The organism is Mucilaginibacter gossypii (assembly GCF_900100945.1).
Classification (GTDB): Bacteria; Bacteroidota; Bacteroidia; order Sphingobacteriales; family Sphingobacteriaceae; genus Mucilaginibacter; species Mucilaginibacter gossypii.
Genome location: NZ_FNCG01000006.1, coordinates 286,413 through 307,348, shown reverse-complemented (window position 1 = coordinate 307,348; position 20,936 = coordinate 286,413). Strand labels below are relative to the sequence as shown.

The 20,936-nt window shown below is 43.2% G+C and carries 11 protein-coding genes; 9 read left to right on the top strand and 2 right to left on the bottom strand.

Going from position 1 to position 20,936, the window contains the following annotated elements:
- Positions 1-107: 107 nt before the first annotated feature.
- The 6 genes from BLS28_RS14400 to BLS28_RS14375 all read left to right on the top strand — a co-directional run bounded on the left by BLS28_RS14400 (position 108) and on the right by BLS28_RS14375 (position 13,597).
- Complete coding sequence (locus BLS28_RS14400; protein WP_091168274.1) at positions 108-3,308, top strand: SusC/RagA family TonB-linked outer membrane protein; 3,201 nt, start codon at positions 108-110, stop codon at positions 3,306-3,308.
- A gap of 26 nt (positions 3,309-3,334) precedes the next feature.
- The gene (locus tag BLS28_RS14395; protein WP_091168271.1) at positions 3,335-5,074 is read left to right on the top strand and encodes a RagB/SusD family nutrient uptake outer membrane protein; all 1,740 of its coding nucleotides are present in this window, start codon (positions 3,335-3,337) and stop codon (positions 5,072-5,074) included.
- A gap of 97 nt (positions 5,075-5,171) precedes the next feature.
- Positions 5,172-8,741 carry a VCBS repeat-containing protein gene (locus BLS28_RS14390; protein ID WP_091168267.1) on the top strand — a complete coding sequence of 1,190 codons (3,570 nt, stop codon included), beginning with the start codon at positions 5,172-5,174 and terminating at the stop codon, positions 8,739-8,741.
- 143 nt (positions 8,742-8,884) lie between these two features.
- Positions 8,885-10,720, top strand: coding sequence for a 3-keto-alpha-glucoside-1,2-lyase-like domain-containing protein (locus tag BLS28_RS14385; RefSeq protein WP_091168264.1), 1,836 nt, complete (start codon positions 8,885-8,887; stop codon positions 10,718-10,720).
- A 12-nt stretch (positions 10,721-10,732) separates the two neighbouring features.
- Entirely contained in the window at positions 10,733-12,697 is a 1,965-nt protein-coding gene (locus BLS28_RS14380) for a c-type cytochrome (RefSeq protein ID WP_218134415.1), read from the top strand.
- A gap of 129 nt (positions 12,698-12,826) precedes the next feature.
- A complete protein-coding gene (locus tag BLS28_RS14375; protein ID WP_091168262.1) occupies positions 12,827-13,597 on the top strand; it encodes a 3-keto-disaccharide hydrolase in 771 nt (256 codons plus the stop codon).
- Positions 13,598-13,723: 126 nt separating this feature from the next.
- On the opposite strand, the gene BLS28_RS14370 is transcribed toward BLS28_RS14375, so the two are convergent.
- Both BLS28_RS14370 and BLS28_RS14365 read right to left on the bottom strand, forming a co-directional pair.
- Complete coding sequence (locus BLS28_RS14370; protein ID WP_091168259.1) at positions 13,724-14,956, bottom strand: MFS transporter; 1,233 nt, start codon at positions 14,954-14,956, stop codon at positions 13,724-13,726.
- 56 nt (positions 14,957-15,012) lie between these two features.
- A complete protein-coding gene (locus tag BLS28_RS14365; RefSeq protein WP_091168256.1) occupies positions 15,013-15,666 on the bottom strand; it encodes a FadR/GntR family transcriptional regulator in 654 nt (217 codons plus the stop codon).
- 184 nt (positions 15,667-15,850) lie between these two features.
- Between BLS28_RS14365 and BLS28_RS14360 the strand changes: the two genes are divergently transcribed.
- From BLS28_RS14360 to BLS28_RS14350, 3 genes are all read left to right on the top strand, one after another.
- Positions 15,851-16,459 (top strand): RNA polymerase sigma factor, encoded by a 609-nt coding sequence (locus BLS28_RS14360; RefSeq protein ID WP_176844464.1) that lies wholly within the window; start codon positions 15,851-15,853, stop codon positions 16,457-16,459.
- Positions 16,460-16,507: 48 nt separating this feature from the next.
- Positions 16,508-17,446 (top strand): FecR family protein, encoded by a 939-nt coding sequence (locus BLS28_RS14355; RefSeq protein ID WP_129568816.1) that lies wholly within the window; start codon positions 16,508-16,510, stop codon positions 17,444-17,446.
- A gap of 111 nt (positions 17,447-17,557) precedes the next feature.
- Entirely contained in the window at positions 17,558-20,911 is a 3,354-nt protein-coding gene (locus BLS28_RS14350; protein WP_091168243.1) for a SusC/RagA family TonB-linked outer membrane protein, read from the top strand.
- Positions 20,912-20,936: the final 25 nt, after the last annotated feature.

Genomic DNA, 20,936 nt, shown 5'->3' with positions numbered 1-20,936 from the left:
GATTGTTACCTCTGGCTACTTTTACTTAGCATATAATCTCTTTGGCGACAACTGTTAAGAAGTGATCATGTGCTTTAAACCAATTTTAACAAATTAAAGTAAAACGTATGAGAGGAAAACTACGTATCAAAAAAGTTGTGGCCTTAATCTGTACAAGTTTATCATTTGTGTTGATAAGCCTGTCGGGGCAAGCCCAAAGTAAATTGATTACCGGTAAGATCACCGGTTCGGACAACGGACTACCTTTGCCGGGTGTTACCGTTAAGATAAAAGGGAGCACGCAGGCTGCGGGTTCAAAGGCCGATGGTACCTACTCAATAACCGCCGGTAACAATGAAACACTTGTTTTTAGCTTTGTTGGCTTCTTAAACCAGGAAGTTGCCATAAACGGCAGATCGGTTATTAACGTATCGTTAGTGCCCGATAATAAAACACTGACCGAGGTAGTTGTTGTGGGTTATGGTACTACTAAGCGTAAAGATTTAACGGGGGCTATTAGTTCAATCAACGCCGATCAGGTAGGTAAAGTGCCTGTGACCAGCGTTGACCAGGCTTTGCAAGGCAGGGCAGCGGGTGTACAGGTTACTAACAATGATGGCGCACCCGGTAGTAGTGTGAGTGTATTGATCAGGGGGGTAGGTAGTTTGGCTACAAATGGTAATGAGCCTCTATATGTGGTTGATGGTTACCCGATCAGCGGAGGCTTAAATAACGTTAATCCTAACGATATAGCTAATATTGATGTGTTGAAAGATGCTTCGGCAACAGCTATTTATGGTGTTAGGGCAGCAAACGGCGTTGTTATCATTACTACAAAAAAAGGTCGGAAGGATGGTGGGGTGCAGGTATCGTTAGATGCCTATGGTTCATTGCAATCAAAACCCAAAAAGTATAAAGTTCTTAACGCGCAGCAATGGGCAACCCTGGCCAATGAAGATCACGCATCTGAGGGTAATTTTACAGAATTGCCTGAATGGGCAAATCCTTCGGCATTAACCAGTGTCGACTGGCAGGATGCAATTTATCGCCAGGGGGCAAAACAGAGCTACAACCTTGGTATACGCGGAGGCAACGAAAAAATTCAATCTGCCTTTTCAGCTGGTTATTATGACCAAAAGGGGATTGTTTTAGGTTCATATTTTAAGCGGTTAAACCTGGGTATGAATATTGATTATACCGTAAGTAAATGGCTTAAATCATCTACCAGTGCTAAGTATTCAAGGCAGGATCAAAATAATCCATTTGGTTCAGGATCATTGCAGCAATTAACAGAGCTTATCCCTACGCTCGATGGTGGTAATAAGTTAACCAACCAGATAAAAGACAAAAATAGGAACTATGGTTTTTATAACCCGATCAATATTTACACAAAAAGCTGGAACAATCCATTATATGCTATTGAAAAAAACGATTATAAAAACCTAAATAATTACCTTTTGGCAAGTAGCTCATTAGAGGCTACTATTATAGACGGACTTAAGATCAAAACCAATGCGGGCCTAAACGTAAGTGACTATTCGGGTTACTTCTTTCAACCGGAAGACCTTCGCTGGCAGGAGCAATATGGTTTAAGCGGAGCTAACCAAAATTCTGTTTATTCGCAAAGCGCTAATAACACTTTTGAGTGGTTATGGGAAAATACCATATCGTATGATAAAACCTTCGGAAAGCACGCTATTAACTTTGTTGGTGGTGTTTCAGCACAATCAAATACCTACCGGTATATGACAGGTACCGGAGATAAATTGATCAATAATGCCCTTCGGGATCTGGCGCAGGTTAACGATCTTGTTGTTACAGGCAGCCAATATACAACAACTTTTGCTTCACAATTTGGACGGTTAATCTATAAATACAATGACAAATATATTGTAACAGGTACCGTTAGGCGCGATGGTTCGTCGAAATTTGCTAACGGGCATCAATATGGTGTATTCCCTTCGGGTTCCGTAGCCTGGAAAGCTAAAGAAGAATCATTCCTGAAAAACGTTGCATGGCTGTCTGATCTGAAGTTCAGAGGAGGGTATGGCGAAGTTGGTAATCAGGGCTCTATTCCATTATTTCAATATAATGCCTTATATTCATCAGGTGGTGCAGCTACTACCGGCACAAACGTGGGTTACCCATTTGGTAAAAATGGTTCGTCAGGAGAGGTTTATCAACCCGGCTTGGCACCAACACAACCTGCCAACCCCGACCTCAGATGGGAGACTGATTACCAAACTGACATTGGTATGGATGCTGCCTTCCTGAATGGCGCGCTTACTTTTACAGTTGATTATTATAACAGGAGATCGAAAGACTTTTTGTTAAACCTTCCTGTATCGTCACAAACTGGCTTTAGCCAAAACCTGGCACAAAATGTTGGTGAAATTAATAACAAAGGTTTTGAGTTTGCCGTAAACTACAACCACACGGTAAATGATTTCAGGTATGGTGTGGGCTTGACTTTTACTACGGTTAAAAATAAATTAGTTAGCCTTAATAAAAGCCTAACCTTTATTGATAACCTTACCACGGTTACTGGTCTTAACGGTAATGGCTGGGGGCAATTCAGCGAAACCAATATCGGGCAGGCTGTAGGTGAGTTTTTTGGTTATAAATCATTAGGTATATTCCAGTCGCAGGCACAAATCAACGCTTTAAATACGGCCGCTGCAGCTAAATTTCCAAGTAACCCATATTACTGGAAAAGCGTTACCCAACCAGGGGATCGTTATTATGCCGACAACAACGGTGACGGACAGGTTACCCCTTCAGACAGGACAAGCCTCGGTAGTCCGATCCCTAAATTTTATGGTGGTTTAAACCTCGATTTTGCTTATAAGGCATTTGATCTTAACGCATATTTCTATGGCTCTTACGGAAATAAGATCCTGAATTATCAGCAAAGGACCCTTGAAAGCTTTCAGGCCCCCGGCTTTGTTGGTGTTGAAAACGTAGGTTACGATTATTATGTTAATCACTGGACCCCGAGTAATCCATCAAATCGTTACGCAAGGCTTACATATAATGATGATACCAGCGCAAATAACGTACCATCAAGTGTGTATGTTGAAGATGGTAGCTATCTCCGTTTAAGGAACCTTACCCTGGGTTATACATTACCGTCTGACGTCACCAAAAAGTTGACCCTATCAAAAGTGAGAATTTACTTTTCCACCCAGAATTTGTTTACTATAACCGGGTATAAAGGACTGGATCCTGAAATTGGCACAGCTAATGGAAGTGCAACGGCATCTGGTATTGATGCGGGTAATTACCCTTCATCTAAGTTTTATACACTTGGTTTAAATGTAACTTTCTAATTGGGCAGCGATAAAACAGTAAAGAAATGAAAATCAATAAAAAATATATCACACTAATTGCTCTCGGTGCCACACTTATGGTTCCATTGAGCTGTAAAAAGAATTTTCTTGACCAAACAAGCTATACACAGCTCGCTAAAGATGCTTATTTTAATAAAGCAGCTGACGGTATAGCGCTTGTAAACTCAATTTATGATACCTATCAAAATGCCGACCTGCTAAAAAAGTCGATCTGGTATTATGCTAACTTTCAAACCCATGATTTTTTTAACTGGGGAAATGACCGCTTTTATAATTACTACGCAATAACTACAGATTTTGGCCCGATCAGGACTTTTTGGCAACGTGCTTATGTGGGTATATCACGGGCTAACTCTGCAATTGAAATCATTCCCGAAATGAAAGCCAAAGGGATTCTTGACGAAAGTTTAGCTAACCGATTGCTTGGTGAAGCCTACTTTTTACGCGGAATGACCTATTACTATCTGGCGGGTAGTTTTGGCGGTGTGCCACTGGAGCTTAAATCAGTAACTGATGGTTTAACCGCAAGAAGTACACAAGAACAAGTATTTGCACAGGTAATTGCCGACACCAAGCAGGCTGCAACTTTATTACCATGGAGGGAAGATTTGCCGGCTTCTGAACTTGGAAGGGCAACAAAAGGTGCTGCTTTAGCTTATGAAGGTGCCGCGCAAATGTGGAATAAAGATTACGCCGGTGCATTGGCAAACTTTAACCAGTTGGATGGGCATTTTTCACTGATGCCTAATTTTATAGATGTAAATGAATACAACCATCAAAATAATGCTGAGTCGATATTTGAGGTGCAGTTCACAGTAGCAGGTACCCAAAGTTGGGGTGCAGGTAATGAAGTAGCCTGGATTTCGGATTTTAGCTGGCCGGAGGAGGTTTCAAACTTCGGTTATGATTATGCCAATCCGGGATTATATTATTCATACCAGGCTGGTGACAAACGTAAACTGGCAACAGTGATTGGCCCCGGCGATGAGAACATTAGTCCGGGAATTATAGGTCGGGGCGGCATTAAAGTTTATCCTTTAGTAGTAGCAGGTTTTGCGAGCTCCGATCCTAAGGTAAAAGCTAAATACACTGGGGATGACGGTAAGATCATCAATACCTGTGGTACACATGCCAATCCATGGTATGGTTCTGACGGTGATGGTTTACGTACCGGTTTCTACTGTGCTAAAATGTGGCGCGACCCCAACCTTGATGCTAACTCCGGCAATTCAACAATTTTTGGCGCTCAAAATCAAATACTGTTACGTTATGCCGAAGTATTGCTTGATAAAGCCGAGTGCCAGATCCGTACAGGTGACGCAGCAGGTGGCCTGGCCACGATTAAAAAGGTAAGAGACCGTGCGTGGGGCGGCACTGCGCCGGCTGTAATGCAGGATGGTGCAAATTATGACGGTTCGGCTTCAAGCCCAATCACAGACCCACTGCAAATGGTTTACAGCGAGTACAGGCATGAACTTTCGGGTGAATATTCTGTGTTTTATAACCTGCGCAGGGCTGGTGTAGCTGCCGAATTCATTAAAAAAGCTTACGGTACAGTTGACAACAATACCAACATGATTGCTAACCCCAACACTGCAGATGCAAAGCTTGATGCAGACAATGGTTTAAAGCTTCATGGCTTGTATAATACATCACTTCCTGTTGGCCGTGATCTTTATCCTATTCCGCAGCTTGAGCGTGGGCTAAACCCTAATTTAACTCAAAATCCGGCATACGGTAATTAGTATATTGTTATCATTTAACAGAAAAGGCTTCTCCCGCGGGGAGAAAGCCTTTTTGTGTTAATTATTATCTTTAAAGAATAAACCGATCTCCTAATTGATGAAGAAAATTTTACCCATCGCTATACTATGTTCGTCTGCCTTATTCTCCTGTAAAAAAACTTCACTTTTTCAGCAGGTTTCATCATCTCATTCGGGCATTCATTTTAAAAATGAGATCATCGAAAACGATTCGATAAACCCGTTAGACCTGGTGAATATTTACAATGGCGGCGGCGTAGGGGTTGGCGATTTTAATGGCGATGGTCTGCCCGATTTATACTTTACAGGTAATATGGTGGCAAGCAAGCTATATCTTAATAAAGGTGATTTTAAGTTTGATGATATTACCGATGCCGCGGGTGTAAATGGCGCGGGCCGATGGGGAAGAGGTGTTGCGGTAGTTGATATCAACAATGATGGTTTACCGGACCTTTACATTTGCAATACCATTGCCAAAGACTCGCTGAAAAGGCGGAATATACTATACGTTAACCAGGGGAAAGGCAACGATGGTATTCCTCATTTTAAAGATGAGGCTTCAGAATATGGTCTGGAAGCTGGCGCACAATCAACCATGGCAAGCTTTTTTGACTATGACAACGATGGCGACTTGGATATGTACCTTACAGTAAACAGCGCCACGGCAAGTTACAATCCTAATTTATTCGGTAATTCAAATTATACGGCAAATCATAGCCGGGGCAGGTTGTACCGTAACGATTGGGATGGAAAATTACATCATGGCGTGTTTCATGATGTATCCGCACAGGCAGGTATTAACCTGGATGGTTATGGCCATGCAGCCACAACGGTCGATTTTAACAACGACGGGTGGAAAGACATTTACGTATCGGATGATTTTATATCAAACAACGTCCTTTACATCAACAACCATGATGGTACCTTTACCAATCGTACCAAAGAATATTTTAAACACACATCCTACAACGCTATGGGGCAGGATGTTATCGATATCAATAACGATGGCTTGCCGGATGTTGTTGAACTGGACATGGATCCGGAGGACAACTATCGCAAAAAGATGATCCTCGGTCCCAATAGTTACCAAACTTATCAAAACTTTGATATTTATGGTACCCAGTACCAGTATGTACGCAATACCCTGCAATTAAACCAGGGGCCGCGTTTAGGGCAGAATGGTGCTATGGGCGCCCCTGCTTTTAGCGAAATAGGCTTTTTAAGTGGCATTGCCCAAACCGACTGGAGCTGGACACCGCTGATCACCGATTTTAATAATGACGGCTATCGGGACATGATCGTAACCAACGGCTTCCCTAAGGATGTGTCTGACCACGACTTTATGACTTACCGCGAGCAGGCCTATGCCGTTACTTCCAAGCAAAAAGTTTTGGATCAAATCCCCGAAATTAAGCTGCATAACTATGCTTTTGCGAATAACGGCAACCTCACCTTTACCGATGTGAGTAAGGATTGGGGCTTAAGCCTGCCTACTTTTTCAAACGGGGCTGTATATGTCGATTTGGATAACGATGGCGCCATGGATATGGTTGTTAATAATATCAATGACGAAGCATTTGTTTACCGCAATACATCGCGTGATGATAAAAATAAGCTTGATAAAACCCACTACCTGCAAATTAGCTTTAAAGGTGATAAGCAAAATATTAATGGTTTAGGTGCTACGGCCGAGATATTTTACGATAAGGATAAGACACAGGTATATGAAAATGATCCCTACCGGGGATATATTTCATCGGTACAAAGTATGGCGCATTTCGGTCTGGGTAAAATTAACACAATAGATTCGGTCTTGATCAAATGGCCGAATGGCAAAAGAGAAAAGCTGACAAAGCTAAAAGCAGATCAGTTAATAAAGGTTGATATAAAAAACGCTAATGACCCTTATTCCCTGGTTCAGCCGCAAATAGCCGCGAATGCTTTATTTAAAGAAATAACAGATTCCATAGGGATCCATTATACCAACAAGGGAAGCGGTTTTCTTGATTTTAATATCCAGAAACTACTGCCGCATAAACTTTCTGAGTATAATCCGGCTTTAGCCGTGGGCGATATCGACGGCAATGGTTTTGATGATTTGATCATTGGGGGCACCGCTTACGATCAGGCGCAGGTTTTTTTCCAGATGCCCGATGGCAAATTTAACCGCCGTAACCTGTTAGCAGGCGATATTAATCCTCTCCATAATTTTCAAGATGAAGGTTTGTTGCTTTTTGATGCTAATGGTGATGGCAAGCTCGATTTATATGCAGCCAGTGGAGGTTACGAATTTGCAGCAAATGGCCCTGAATACCAGGACAGGCTTTATATCAATGATGGCAAAGGCAATTTTACGCTTACAACGGATGCTTTGCCTTCAAACCTCACCAGCAAACTTTGCGTACGGGCTTGTGATTATAATAAAGATGGTAAGCCCGACCTGTTTGTATCAGGAAGAGTTGAGCCATGGAAATACCCCAACCCGGTTTCGAGTTTTATTTTGCGGAACGATAGTGAAAATGGGCACGCAAAATTTACGGATGTTACAGCACAGGTAGCCCCGGCTTTGAAAAACATAGGCATGATTTGCGATGCCCTGTTTACCGATTATGATAACGACGGCTGGCCCGACCTGGTCATGGCCGGCGAGTGGATGCCGGTAACATTCCTTAAAAATGAACATGGTAAGTTTGTTAATACCACAGTTCAATCCGGCCTGGGCAATAAGCTGGGGTGGTGGAACTCATTGGTGGCCGGAGATTTCAGGCATACCGGCCGCACGGATTATATTGTCGGGAATTTGGGCGAGAATAGCCTCATCAAAGCCAGTGACCAGTATCCTGTTTACATTACAGCTAAAGAATTTGATAAGAGTGGCATCTACAGCGCGATTCCTTCTATTTTTCAGCCCGATCAAAACGGGGACAAAAAGGAGTACCCAATGTACGGTCGCGATGATATGCTGAAGCAAATGATCAGCATGAGAAAAAAGTTTACCAATTATCGCTCGTACGCTTTGGCAACTATGGACGAGGTGCTTTCACCCGAACAGAGGAGCGGGGCGTTGAGGCTGAAAGCTAATACCTTACAATCATGTTTTTTAAGGAATGATGGCAATGGTAAATTTACAGCTATCCCGCTGCCTGTTGAAGCCCAGGTATCGGTATTAAACGGTATGGAAACCGGCGATTTTGACGGGGATGGAAACCTCGACGTAGTTATTAATGGCAACGATTATGGCAGTGATGCTACTATCGGGCGTTATGACGCGCTTAACGGTTTAATGCTGAAAGGTGACGGCAAAGGCAACTTTAAGCCATTAAGTATTATGCAAAGCGGTATTTATATTCCGGGGGATGGTAAGGCCCTGGTTAAGTTCCGCGATAAAAATGGGCAGGTAATATTGGCCGCCAGTCAGCATAAAGATGTTTTAAAAGTTTTCAGATCAGAAAATAAAACAAAAACTATCCCAGTCAAGGCCAATGATGTTTATGCACTGATTAAATACAAGAACGGCAATACCTCAAGGCAGGAATTTTATTTTGGCTCATCTTTTTTGTCGCAGTCGGCAAGGTTTATACAGCTTAATGACAAAATATTAAGCGTTACCGTTTTTGATGACAAGGGTAATCAAAGGCTTGTAAATTAGGTGTTTTGCCCCTGGTTGAAATTACACCGGAAAATGATTAAAATATTCGTAATCGATTGCGTAAATTAATTATCTTGCGTTGCTAATATAAGGCCGCATTGTTATGCGCTTTAGCCAATAAACCATATTATAATTAAAAATCAATGCATTGCTTTAATCAATCTCCTAAACTCTTCGGCAGAAAAAAGTTTTGGATAGCATGTGTTTGCCTGCTGGGTTGCCAGCAACTCAGGGCGCAAAACACGGTACCTCTTAATGATCTTTCTTTTTTTGATAATCCATCATCCAATTGGAAAGTAGCAGCCGGCGCACAGGCTGATATTGCGCAGGATGAAGTTTTAACCCTTAAAGATGGTAGCGGGATTTTGGTAAACCTACCCGGCAAAAAGGGCGCAAAAGACCTGTTTACCAAATCTGCTTATGGCGATGCCGACCTGGAGCTTGATTATATGATGGCCAAAGGTTCCAATTCGGGTATTTATTTGCAGGGGCGTTATGAAATTCAGCTTTTAGATAGCTGGGGAACGGTAAACCCGAAATCGGGAGATAATGGTGGTATTTATGAGCGCTGGGACGGTAGCAAGCCCGAAGGGCAGCAAGGTTATGATGGCCATGCGCCACGGCAAAATGCCAGCCGTGCGCCGGGTTTATGGCAGCACATGAAAATTTCGTTCCAGGCACCGCGCTTTGATGTCAGCGGCCAAAAGATCAGCAATGCCAAGGTCCTTTACGTTTGGCTCAATGGTGTTTTGATCCAGGATAATGTTGAGCTTGCCGGGCCAACCCGCGGAGCTTTTGACAACAAGGAGGCCACCACCGGTCCGCTGCGTTTGCAGGGCGATCATGGCCCGGTAGCTTTCAGGAATATCAGGATAACCAGTTTTGACAAGCCTCACCCTACACTTTCAAACCTGAAATACGGGGTTTATAAAGATGGGGTTATTGAGGGAGATAGTTATAAGAAACTAAAACCCGAATCAGAAGGAACTTCGCCTGTATTATCATCAAATCAGGGTAAGCTTACCAATAATTTCCTAATCCGTTATACTGGCAGTATTCAAATTAAAGAAGCTGGTGAATATGTTTTTAAACTAAATGTACCGGGTGGTAAAGGCAAATTGCGTATTGACGGGGTTGATGCGGTTATGTTAGCCGAAAACAGGGGCGAGGGCAAGGCCCAGTTACAACCCGGCGATCATCCGTTTGAATTACTCTACTCAAAAACTGTCGATTGGGTCAGGCCGGCTTTAGGGCTTACGGCATCAGGCCCGGGCATCCGCGAGTATTTATTGAGCGATGCCAATGTAAGCAACAATGATCCTGTTGATCCTATTTTGATCAATGCAACTTCAAATACTGTATTACGGAGCTTTTCTGATTTACCGGGAGGTATCAGGGTTACCCATGGTGTAAATGTAGGCAGCCCTGAACTGTTGCATTACACTTACGATTTGGATAAAGGAATGATTGTAGAGATCTGGCGTGGTGGTTTCTTAGATGCCACACCCATGTGGCATGACAGGGGCGATGGCTCATCGCGCCCGGCTGGTTCTGTACAATACCTTGGCAAACCTGTCCCTGCTATCGAAAAGCTGAGCGATGCAAATGCCGCCTGGGCTTTGGATACTGCAGGTACAGGGTACAGGCCAAAAGGCTATGTTTTGAATGCCGACGATGTTCCGGCATTTAAGTACAATATTTATGGTACTTCGGTAAATGATGCCAGCAGTGTGATGGATAAAGGCCAGGGCATTCACCGGGAAGTAACACTTGCCAATGCAGTAGACGGCCTGTTTTATCACCTGGCATCCGGCAATATCGAAACACTTGGCAATGGATTATATGTCATTGACGATAAATCCTACTATATCCGTATTGATGATGCAGCGGGCGCCAAACCTATCGTTCGGGATGCGGGAGGGAAGCAGGAGCTCATCATTCCTATTCAAAAGAAATTAACCTATTCTATCATTTTTTAAGCTGCCTTGATCATGAACAATACTTTAAAACAAATGATAAACAAGGGCACGTTTTTATTTACGCTTATAATTATCGCGCTGTTGAGCGATATCAAAAATACCTTTGCCCAGGCCGAATCGCCTAAAGAAGATGACTTTTTTAAGATCATGAAAGTGCCCGCGCCTGAGGGTACTATCCTTGAAGTTGGCGGTTTGTGCACGCTGCCTAATGGTACGCTGGCAGTAACCACTCGTCGCGGAGATATATTTATGGTCGAAAATCCAACCGGTCAGCATCCTTTTTTCCGCAAGTTTGCTTCTGGCTTGCATGAGGTGCTGGGTGCCGCCTGGAAAGACGGTGCGTTGTACGTTGTTCAGCGCGGCGAATTGACCAAGCTGGTTGATACGAATATGGATGGTAAGGCCGATGTTTTTGAAACCATTTATGCATGGCCGTTATCAGGAAATTATCATGAGTATAGCTTCGGGCCTAAAATAGCGCCCGATGGCTCATTCTTTGTGACTTTGAACCTCGGCTTCCCGCCCGATTGGTGGCACCCGAAAAGCTTTGTGCCTTACCGGGGCTGGGCTTTAAATATTAAGGAAGATGGCACTGTTACGCCATGGGCGGCAGGCTTGCGTTCGCCTTGCGGTATCAGTATGATTGATGGCGAACTTTGGTATTCAGATAACCAGGGTGACTGGGTTGGTTCAGGTAGTATCATGCCGATCAAAAAAGGGGCTTTTATGGGGCATCCTTCAAGCCTGGTTTGGACGGGTTTGCCTAACTCGCCGCTAAAACTCACTTCCGAGCAATTCTTTGCCAAAAACAACCCGAGGATAGAATTTGATAAAAACGGCCAACCTGTAAAGCCGCAGGATATTGTTAATGAAAAATTTAAAACGGAGTTTGAGGCTAAAAAAGAGATCCCTGAGTTACAGCTGCCCGCGGTTTGGTTACCGCATGGGATCTTAGGAATCTCCAACTCCGAAATTGTTAAAATCCCGGAAGGCGCATTCGGCCCTTTTGCCGGGCAATTACTGATCTGCGACCAGGGCCAAAGTATGGTTGACAGGGTGTTTTTAGAGAAGGTTAACGGCGAATACCAGGGCGCGGCCTGGGCTTTCAGAAGCGGTTTCCAGTCAGGCATAGTAAGGCTGGCCTGGTTACCTGATGGTTCATTGGCTGCAGGCGAAACCAACCGTGGCTGGGGATCTGCAGGGGAAGCCACTATGGGATTGCAGCGATTGGTATGGAACAATAAAGTTCCGTTTGAGATGCGTGCTATCCGTGCAATGCCCGATGGTTTTGAGATAGAGTTTACCAAGCCGGTTGATAAGAAAGTAGCTGAAGATATAGCTTCATACTCTGTAGAAAGCTATATCTATAAATACCATGGCGTATATGGCAGTCCGCCGGTAAATACCGAAAAATGCCCGATAGCAGGTGTGAAGGTATCTGCAGATGGTTTAAAAGCGCGATTGATTGTGAATAACCTGCGTAAATATTATATCCACACCATTACGCTTGCAGGTATCCGCGATAAGGAAAACTATTTCAATTTAGTTCATCCAACGGCTTATTATACGTTGAATAATATCCCCGAAGGGCAAAAACTTTCTATGACGGAGGTAAGCACGATAAACTCTGCCAAAGCTGCAGCTGCGGCCGATCTGAAAAAAGGCCTCGCCGGCAAAAAAGCTGCTACGGCAAAATCTGCAGCAGGATTAAACACGGTTCCTACTTATGCCGAGGTGCAGCCGATCCTGCTGAAAAATACCTGTCTTTCGTGCCATAACGCTACAAAAAGACAAGTTGGCCCGGCTTACGTGGATGTAGCTAAACGCAAATACAGCGTGGCCGAATTGATCCAGCTGATCCGTAGCCCGAAACCCGAGCACTGGCCCGATTATTCAACGCCTATGCCACCTATGCCACAGGTTACTAAGGAAGATGCCCGTAAGATAGCTTTATGGATCAAATCGCTGGCTAAGTAAAGCTGAAAGCCGAATGCTTAAAGCAAAAAGCTAAAGACCCAGTATTAAAAGTTTTCAGCCTTTTGCTTTAGGCTTTCAGCTAAACACGAATAGTTATCTGATTATTTAACCCTGATCAATTGTTTTAAAATGAAACGCAAACTTATTTTTACTGCTTTATTAGCAGGCTGTTCTTTAACAATATTCGCGCAGCAAAATGCTAAGCCGGAGGATACCGAGATCTGGTCGCCGGTGCCGGCTGTGGTTACCCCTGGTAAAACTCTGGGAGATGCACCTTCTGATGCCATCATTTTGTTTGATGGCAAAAACCTCGATGAATGGGTAGCCACCAACGACAGTACATCAAGTCATAAATGGAAGGTGGATGATAAAATTATTACGGTAGATAAAACGGCAGGCGATATCCAAACTAAACGAAAATTCATGGATTTTCAGTTGCATATCGAATATCGCATCCCATCAAACATAACCGGCAGCGGACAAGCACGCGGTAACAGCGGCATTTTCCTGGCAGCCCTGCCATGGGGAGCCGGTGGTTATGAGTTGCAGGTGCTTGATAACTATAATAATAAAACCTATGTGAACGGGCAGGTGGGCAGTTTATACAAACAAGCCATCCCCCTGGCAAACGCTTGCCGCAAACCCGGCGAGTGGCAAACCTATGACGTAATCTGGACAGCACCCCGTTTTAATGAGGATGGTTCATTAAAATCAGCGGCTCGCGCTACCGCAATTCATAATGGTGTGCTGGTTCAAAACAATACCTCATTAATAGGAGATACCCCGTATATCGGCAAACCCGAATATCGTAAACATGGTGCTTCGCCAATTAAGCTGCAAGCTCATGGTGATAAAAGTGAGCCTATCAGTTATCGTAATATTTGGGTAAGGGAATTATAAGAGGAAGGTTATTGCGCGGTACGAAGCAATCCCAAACTGTACAGAGAGACTTGCATAGCTGCTCTGCTAATCGGGGATTGCTTCGTTCCTAGCAATGACGCATTGAATTAGCCTATGTTGTTTTGTTTAACCCTTCACCGCCCTCTTCCCTTCAATATTTGGCAGCAAACCAGTGAAAATACCTATCAACGGTAAATACGCACAGATCTTAAATACATAGTTGATACTGGTCATATCTGCAACTTTACCCAACACTGCGGAGCCTAAACCGCCCATTCCAAAGGCAAGGCCGAAGAACAAACCCGCTATCAATCCGACTTTTCCTGGTACCAACTCAGTTGCGTAAACTAAGATGGCCGAAAATGCTGATGAAAGGATCAGGCCTATAAACACAGATAAAACACCGGTCCAAAACAATGACACGTAGGGTAGGAGCATGGTAAAGGGCGCCACACCCAATATCGAAATCCAGATGATGTATTTACGGCCAAAGCGGTCGCCCAGTGGCCCGCCGAATAATGTTCCGGCTGCTACTGATCCTAAAAACATGAATAAATAAATTTGTGATTGCTGAATGCTTAAGTGGAACTTATTGATCAGGAAGAAAGTATAATAGCTGGTGATGCTGGCCAGGTAAAAATATTTGGAGAATATAAGCACCAGCAATATACCCAGGGAGAATATTACCCTCCTTTTGGAGATATTCAACTGAACGGTTTCTTTAGCATTTTTGTTTTTTGCATTAAAACTGAGGCGTTCGGCATACCATTTAGCTATGCGGAGCAATACCAAAATTCCGGCGAAGGCGATAAGGCAAAACCAGATCACGTTTGATTGTCCGTAAGGGATCACGATAAGAGCTGCAAGCAGGGGGCCAATAGCGCTGCCGGCATTACCACCCAGCTGAAAAATAGATTGAGCCAGTCCTTTTTTTCCTCCCGATGCTAAATGTGCCACCCGGGATGACTCCGGGTGAAATATGGATGAGCCAATACCAATAAGACTTACGGCCATCAGCATAATATAAAAGTTGCCGGCAAAAGAGGCAAGCATCAATCCGGATAGAGTGAAACCCATGCCAATTGCCAATGAATATGGTTTAGGTTTTTTATCGGTATAAAGACCTACAAATGGCTGCAAAATAGAAGCAGTAATTTGATAGGTGAAGGTGATTAGCCCTATTTGAGTAAAATTAAGACTAAACCGTTGCTTGATAAGCGGATAGATAGACGGTATAACCGACTGTAGCATATCATTGATAAAGTGTGCAAGGCTTATTGTAAACAAAATTGAATACACTGTTTGCTGAACCAATTTTTTAGGTTCGGGGATAATAGTTGTTGGCGATGTAGATTCCATTAGCGACAGGTTAAATTATAAAACATTATATCATCAGATGAATTTTGCGAAATTTTTTAATATTGATGAATTTCCATAGCTGTATTCCAGGCCTGTTTCGAATCGCAATCGAGAATGTTTTTCAGGAGCTTTTCGTGAAGGTGCTGGGTTTCGATAAAAATGCGCGTATCAGGGTGGATTTCAGTGAACCATTTTTTTAAATGTACGGCTGCCGTTTTATATAGATCGCTCAGGATCTCGTTTTTTGATGCTTCGGCAATAGCGATGTGAAATTTAACATCAGCGTCAATACACTCTTCCAATAGCCCGGCTTCGGCAGTTCTGTTCCGGGTTTCCAAATGGCTTTTCATGTTAAAAATATGTTTTTGCGAGCGGTTTATAGCAGCTTTTTCAGCTATTTTCATCTCCAGTAATTGTCTTACCTCATCAAGGTCCTGAGAGCGGGCACGTTTTAAACGGGCTTCCATAGGCTCAGGATTACTGGCTGTGCGTTCCACAAAAGTCCCAGCACCCTGCTGGATTCTGAGCAGGCCCAAATGTACCAGGCTTTTAGTTGCTTCGCGGATGCTAGAGCGGCCAACGCCAAACTCGGCCATGAGTGCGGGTTCGGTAGGCAGCTTGTCGTTTACCCGGTAATGGCCGCTGCTTATCTGTTCTTTCAGTTTTTCTGCTATCTCTTGTGCCAGCGATCTTTTAATAATTTTGCTCATTTGTAAATCATCAGATGAATTACAAAGGTATAGGTTTGTTTGAGAAATAAAAGTTATTTTGGGGGCAAAATCTATTTTTAAAAAATAGTGCCAATTATTAGCCTGTGTTTTCTAAAGCATTAATATATATTTAAATTTAGCTTAACATTAGTGCCGTTACTTTGATGCGATAAAAATACCCCTTGTGAAACAATATTCGGATGCACAACTTCTACTTGAACTGCAGGGCGGTAACGATGGTGCATTCCGGGAAATTTATGAGCGTTATGCGGATAGGTTGATTGCCTTCGCGTTAAAGAAAACCCAAAACGAGGATGAAGCGATGGACATGGTACAGGAGCTGTTCCTTTCCATATGGAAAAATCGTAATACCATCCAGGTAAATGGTGCGCTTGAAGCCTACCTCATGGTTTCTGTTAACTACATGAGCTATAAGTGGTACAAAAAGCAAAGCATCAAACCTCGCCCGTTAGATGATGTTTCCGAAATACAGGAAACTTATGAACACAGTACCGACCAAAAACTTTCCCTTGCCGAATTGCACTTGTTGATAGACCAGGAAATTGCGGATATGCCCGAAAAGATGCGCCAGGTGTATTTGTGCAGCCGCGAGCAGGATATGACCGGCCCGCAAATAGCCGAATTTTTAGGCTTATCGCACCAAACCGTGCGCAACCAAATTAGTAATGCTTTAAGCAGGTTGAAGAAATCTGTTCAGAAGTATTACGATGTCATCCCCTTTGATAATTACAGCAGATTTTTGCTGTTGATAATTTTTTTCAAAAAGTTATAGTACACTCCTCCGTCTCGGGTCACTTATCAGGTATAAAGCCCCTGTTAGGTGAATCAAAGAGAAATAGAAAAACTACTCAATAAGTTTAACGCTGGCAAATGTACCGACGAGGAATTGCAGCTTTTACAACAACTGATGCATAACCTTGACATGGACGCCAAAACCGGCGACAATGTTAAAGCCCTTAAGCAGCCGCTTTGGGAACGTATAGAAAAACAAACTATAGATAAAGGTAAAGTCCGCAGGCTAAATACCACCTGGTTAAAAGTAGCTGCGGCTGTTTTGGTAGCTGTATGTGCCGGACTGTTCTATTCAAAATTAGCTACTCATAAAAATGAGCAAATTGCTTACCAGGTAATCACTGCCCCTAAGGGCAGCATGAAACAGGTAATGCTGCCAGATAGCTCAACCGTTCAGTTAAATGCAGGCACATCGTTAAAGTTCCCGGTTAGTTTTGGCGATACGAAAAGAGAAGTAACGCTGATAAATGGCGAGGCGTTTTTTGACGTGAAACATGATGTGAAGCGGCCATTTATGGTGCATGCCGCAAAAGTTATTACTCAAGTACTTGGTACATCGTTCAATATCAAATTTTATAAGGAGCTGCCCGACATACAGGTTTATGTGAATAGCGGGAAGGTAGAGGTGCATGATCAGCGCCATACATTGGGTTTTTACACACCCAGGCAGCAGTTAACCTATAACAAACAACATGAAAGCTTTACGCGCCAGGAACTAACGGCTGATCATTCGCTGAGCTGGATGCATGAGGAGTTGATACTGGATAATGCGTCATTTAAGGAAATTACCATTTATCTGCAAAACCGCTATAACGTGAATTTTAAATACAATGAAAAACGATTGGCGCAGCAGCATTACTCGGTTAGGTTTTCAAATAAGTTGAATATCAGACAGGTGCTGGATATACTCCAGTTTATTGACGGCCGAAAGTATAAGTTAAACGGAGATACTGTAAATATTAGATAACAATATAAAAAGGAAAACCAATGCCTGCTCCAACAGGCACTGGCTCAATTAAGTGTAGCTGCCAAAACTAAAAGCCAACAGGCAGTTACTAATCACTTTAAAAACAAATGTATGGAAAAATCTTTAACCCGGATTTCAAGAAGATTAATCTCAGCAATTTTATTGCTGGTAACAACCCTGACGGCAGTATTGCCCTCACGCGCCTTCGCCGAGCGTAGTGTGTCGCTGATGGATCAGCCGGTAACCGTAAAGTTTGCCGATGAAACCATGGATGCCTCGCTCGAGAAACTCAAAAAAGCGGTAAATACCGTTGCATTTAACTACAAGATGGATGATGTGGCCGCGGTAAAAGTAAAGGCAAATTCATTTGTTAACAAACCATTAAAAGATGTGCTTAACGCTTTAACTGCCAATACACAATTGGAGTACCGCGAAAAATACGGCACTATTATTATCTCGCACAAAAAGGTGGTACGTGCACCCGAAAAAATTACGGTGACCGGAACAGTGAACGATAAGGACGGTCCGCTGGCCGGCGTGGCTGTACGCAGCAAAACTTCAACTGCCGCCACTTCAACCGACGTTAATGGTAATTTTAAAATTACTGTTGAAAAGGGCGAGGTGCTGGTATTCAGTTTTATCGGCTACAAGAGCCGCGAAGTTGCCGCCGGTCAATTTCCGCTTAGCATTACTTTAGAAGCTGACGTTACCGGTTTGAACGCCGTAGTAGTGGTAGGTTATGGCACACAAAAAAATACCGACGTAACCGGTTCGGTAGGTTCATTAAAAGTTAGTAATGTTAAAGATCGTTCGGTAGGTTCGGTGACTGAAATGCTGCAGGGACAAATTGCCGGTGTTACAGTTTTGAACGAAGGTGGTGACCCAACTTCGGGCCCAAGCATCAGGTTACGCGGTCAAAGCTCTTTCAATAATGAAGGTCCGCTGATGGTTGTTGACGGTACCATTTATAACGGCGGCCCCATCGATCCTTCGGACATCGAATCTATCGACGTATTGAAAGATTCATATGCTGCCATCTATGGTGCCAAGGCTGCTGGTGGTGTAATTTTGATCACTACCAAACGCGGTAAACAAGGTAAAACCAATCTTGACATTACCGCAAAAGGCGGCGTACAAAACGCCTTGAAAATATTACAGGCCTTAAACGCTGCCGATTATGCAGATGCTATAAATACTGCTTATGATAACGCAGGCAAAACCCGCTTACCTGCATTTGATGGTACTATAAACCCTGATTCGCGCGTAACCCGTACCAACTGGACAGATGCCTTGTTCAGAACAGGTTACATACAGGATTATAACTTGAATATCAGTGGCGGCAGCGAAAAATCTACCTTTTATATTTCAGGAGGCTATCGTAAAAATGATGCGATCCTGTTAAATACCAATGCTATTCGCTACAACTTTCGTGTAAACTCTGATCATCAGATCAACAACTGGTTAAAGATTGGCGAAAGTTTCTCTTATTCATATAACAACGGACAAGGTGCCAATACTACAAGTGCTTACACCGGTGCTATTTTATCAGCTATATTTTACCCTCCAAACGCTTCTATCTATAATGCCGATGGCAGCTTTGGTGGTGTGCCCGCCCAATATGCAGGTTCATATGGTGACGTAATTAACCCGGTTGCTTATTTAAAACGTTTGGACAACAGCGATGCTGTAAATAGCTTTAATGTCAACCCTTATGTTGAAATTAACCTGATTAAAGGTTTAAAATTTCGCTCAAATCTGGGGGTTACTAAGAACTCTGAAACCATTAAAAACTTTAGCACAAGGGTATTGGAGCCCGGTAAAAAGTTTTTTGATAACTTCCTTTTCCAGGAGCAAAACAATACACGCACTATCCTGGCCGAGCAAACTTTAAACTTCGACAGGACTTTTTGTAATCATCACGTAAGTGCTTTGGCAGGTTATACTTATCAGAATGATACCCAGGAGTTTTTTAGCGTTAACACAGATAACTACCTGAGCGAAGATCCTGCTTATCGTTATATCATCAACGGTAGTCTTAACCCAACAGGCGTACCGCTACAAGGCAACAAGAACGAATCTGCTTTGATCTCATACCTGGGCAGGATCGGTTATGATTATGCCGGTAAATACTTTGTCAACGGTATCATCCGTCGTGATGCTACCTCATTATTATCAAGCAGCAACCGTGCTGAAGTTTATCCTGGCGTATCGGCTGGTTGGTTAATTAGCAAGGAATCATTTTTTCCTACCGATGCTCTGGTATCATTTGCTAAGTTAAGGGCAAGTTACGGTCAGTCGGGTAACCTTGCAGGTTTACCAAGCTTCCCAACTTCAGTTTCGTTAACCAAAACTGCCGGTTATTTAGGTAGCCCGGCTACAGCTATTACAGGTTCGGCTGTTGATGGCTTGGCTAACCTTAATCTTAAATGGGAAAAAGCTACACAAACCGATATTGGTGTTGATTTAGGCCTGATGAACGGTAAGATCAATGTTACTGCTGATGTGTTTCAGAAAAGAAATACCCGTTTCCTGTTCCAGCCACCGGTTGCAGCTGTTTATGGCGTGTCAAACCCTCCGTTTGTTAACGGTGGTCAGATCACCAATAAAGGTATTGAGTTAGCAGTTAAATACCAGGGTAGCGTTGGTGAATTCCATTATAATTTAGCAGCTAACGGATCATACATCAAAAATAAAATTGATAACATACTTCCAGGTCAGCAAACCATCCTTTCTGGTCCAACAGTAAGAGATAACCTGGTGCCTGTGTGGTTACAACAGGGGTATTCTTTGTATTCGTTCTTTGGATACAAAACCGCGGGCTTATTCCAATCGCAGGATGAGGTAAATAATTATAAAGGATCCTCGGGTACGCTTATTCAACCAAATGCAAAACCAGGCGATATCAAATTCCAGGACCTTAATAATGACGGTAAAATAACCGAGGCCGACAAAACTTACCTGGGTACACCTTTCCCTAAAATTAGCTATGGTTTTACGGCAAACTTTAACTATGGCCCGTTTGATATGAGCGTATTTTTGCAAGGTGTCGCAGGTAATAAACTTTTCAATGCTGTTAAATACACAGGTTTAAATGCATCTATCCAAAACTATAACCTGCTGGCCGACGCTAAAAATGCCTGGACACCAACCCATACAAACACCAATATCCCGCGCTTATCTGCAAGTGATGCAAACGGCAACTTTGGTAACGTATCTGACTTTTATGTTGAGAACGGTTCATACATGCGTATCAAAAACGTAACGCTTGGTTACACACTGCCAAAAGCGCTGATGACTAAAATTGGTGTACGCAGCGCCCGCATTTTTGCCAACGCGCAAAACCTGGCCACATTTACCAAATACAGAGGTCTTGACCCCGAAGTTGGTATCAACCAAAACGGCGTTGATTTAGGCTTGTACCCACAGGCAAGGATTATTTTAATAGGTGTTAACGTAGGCTTATAATTAATCAGGAACCACAATTAAGAAG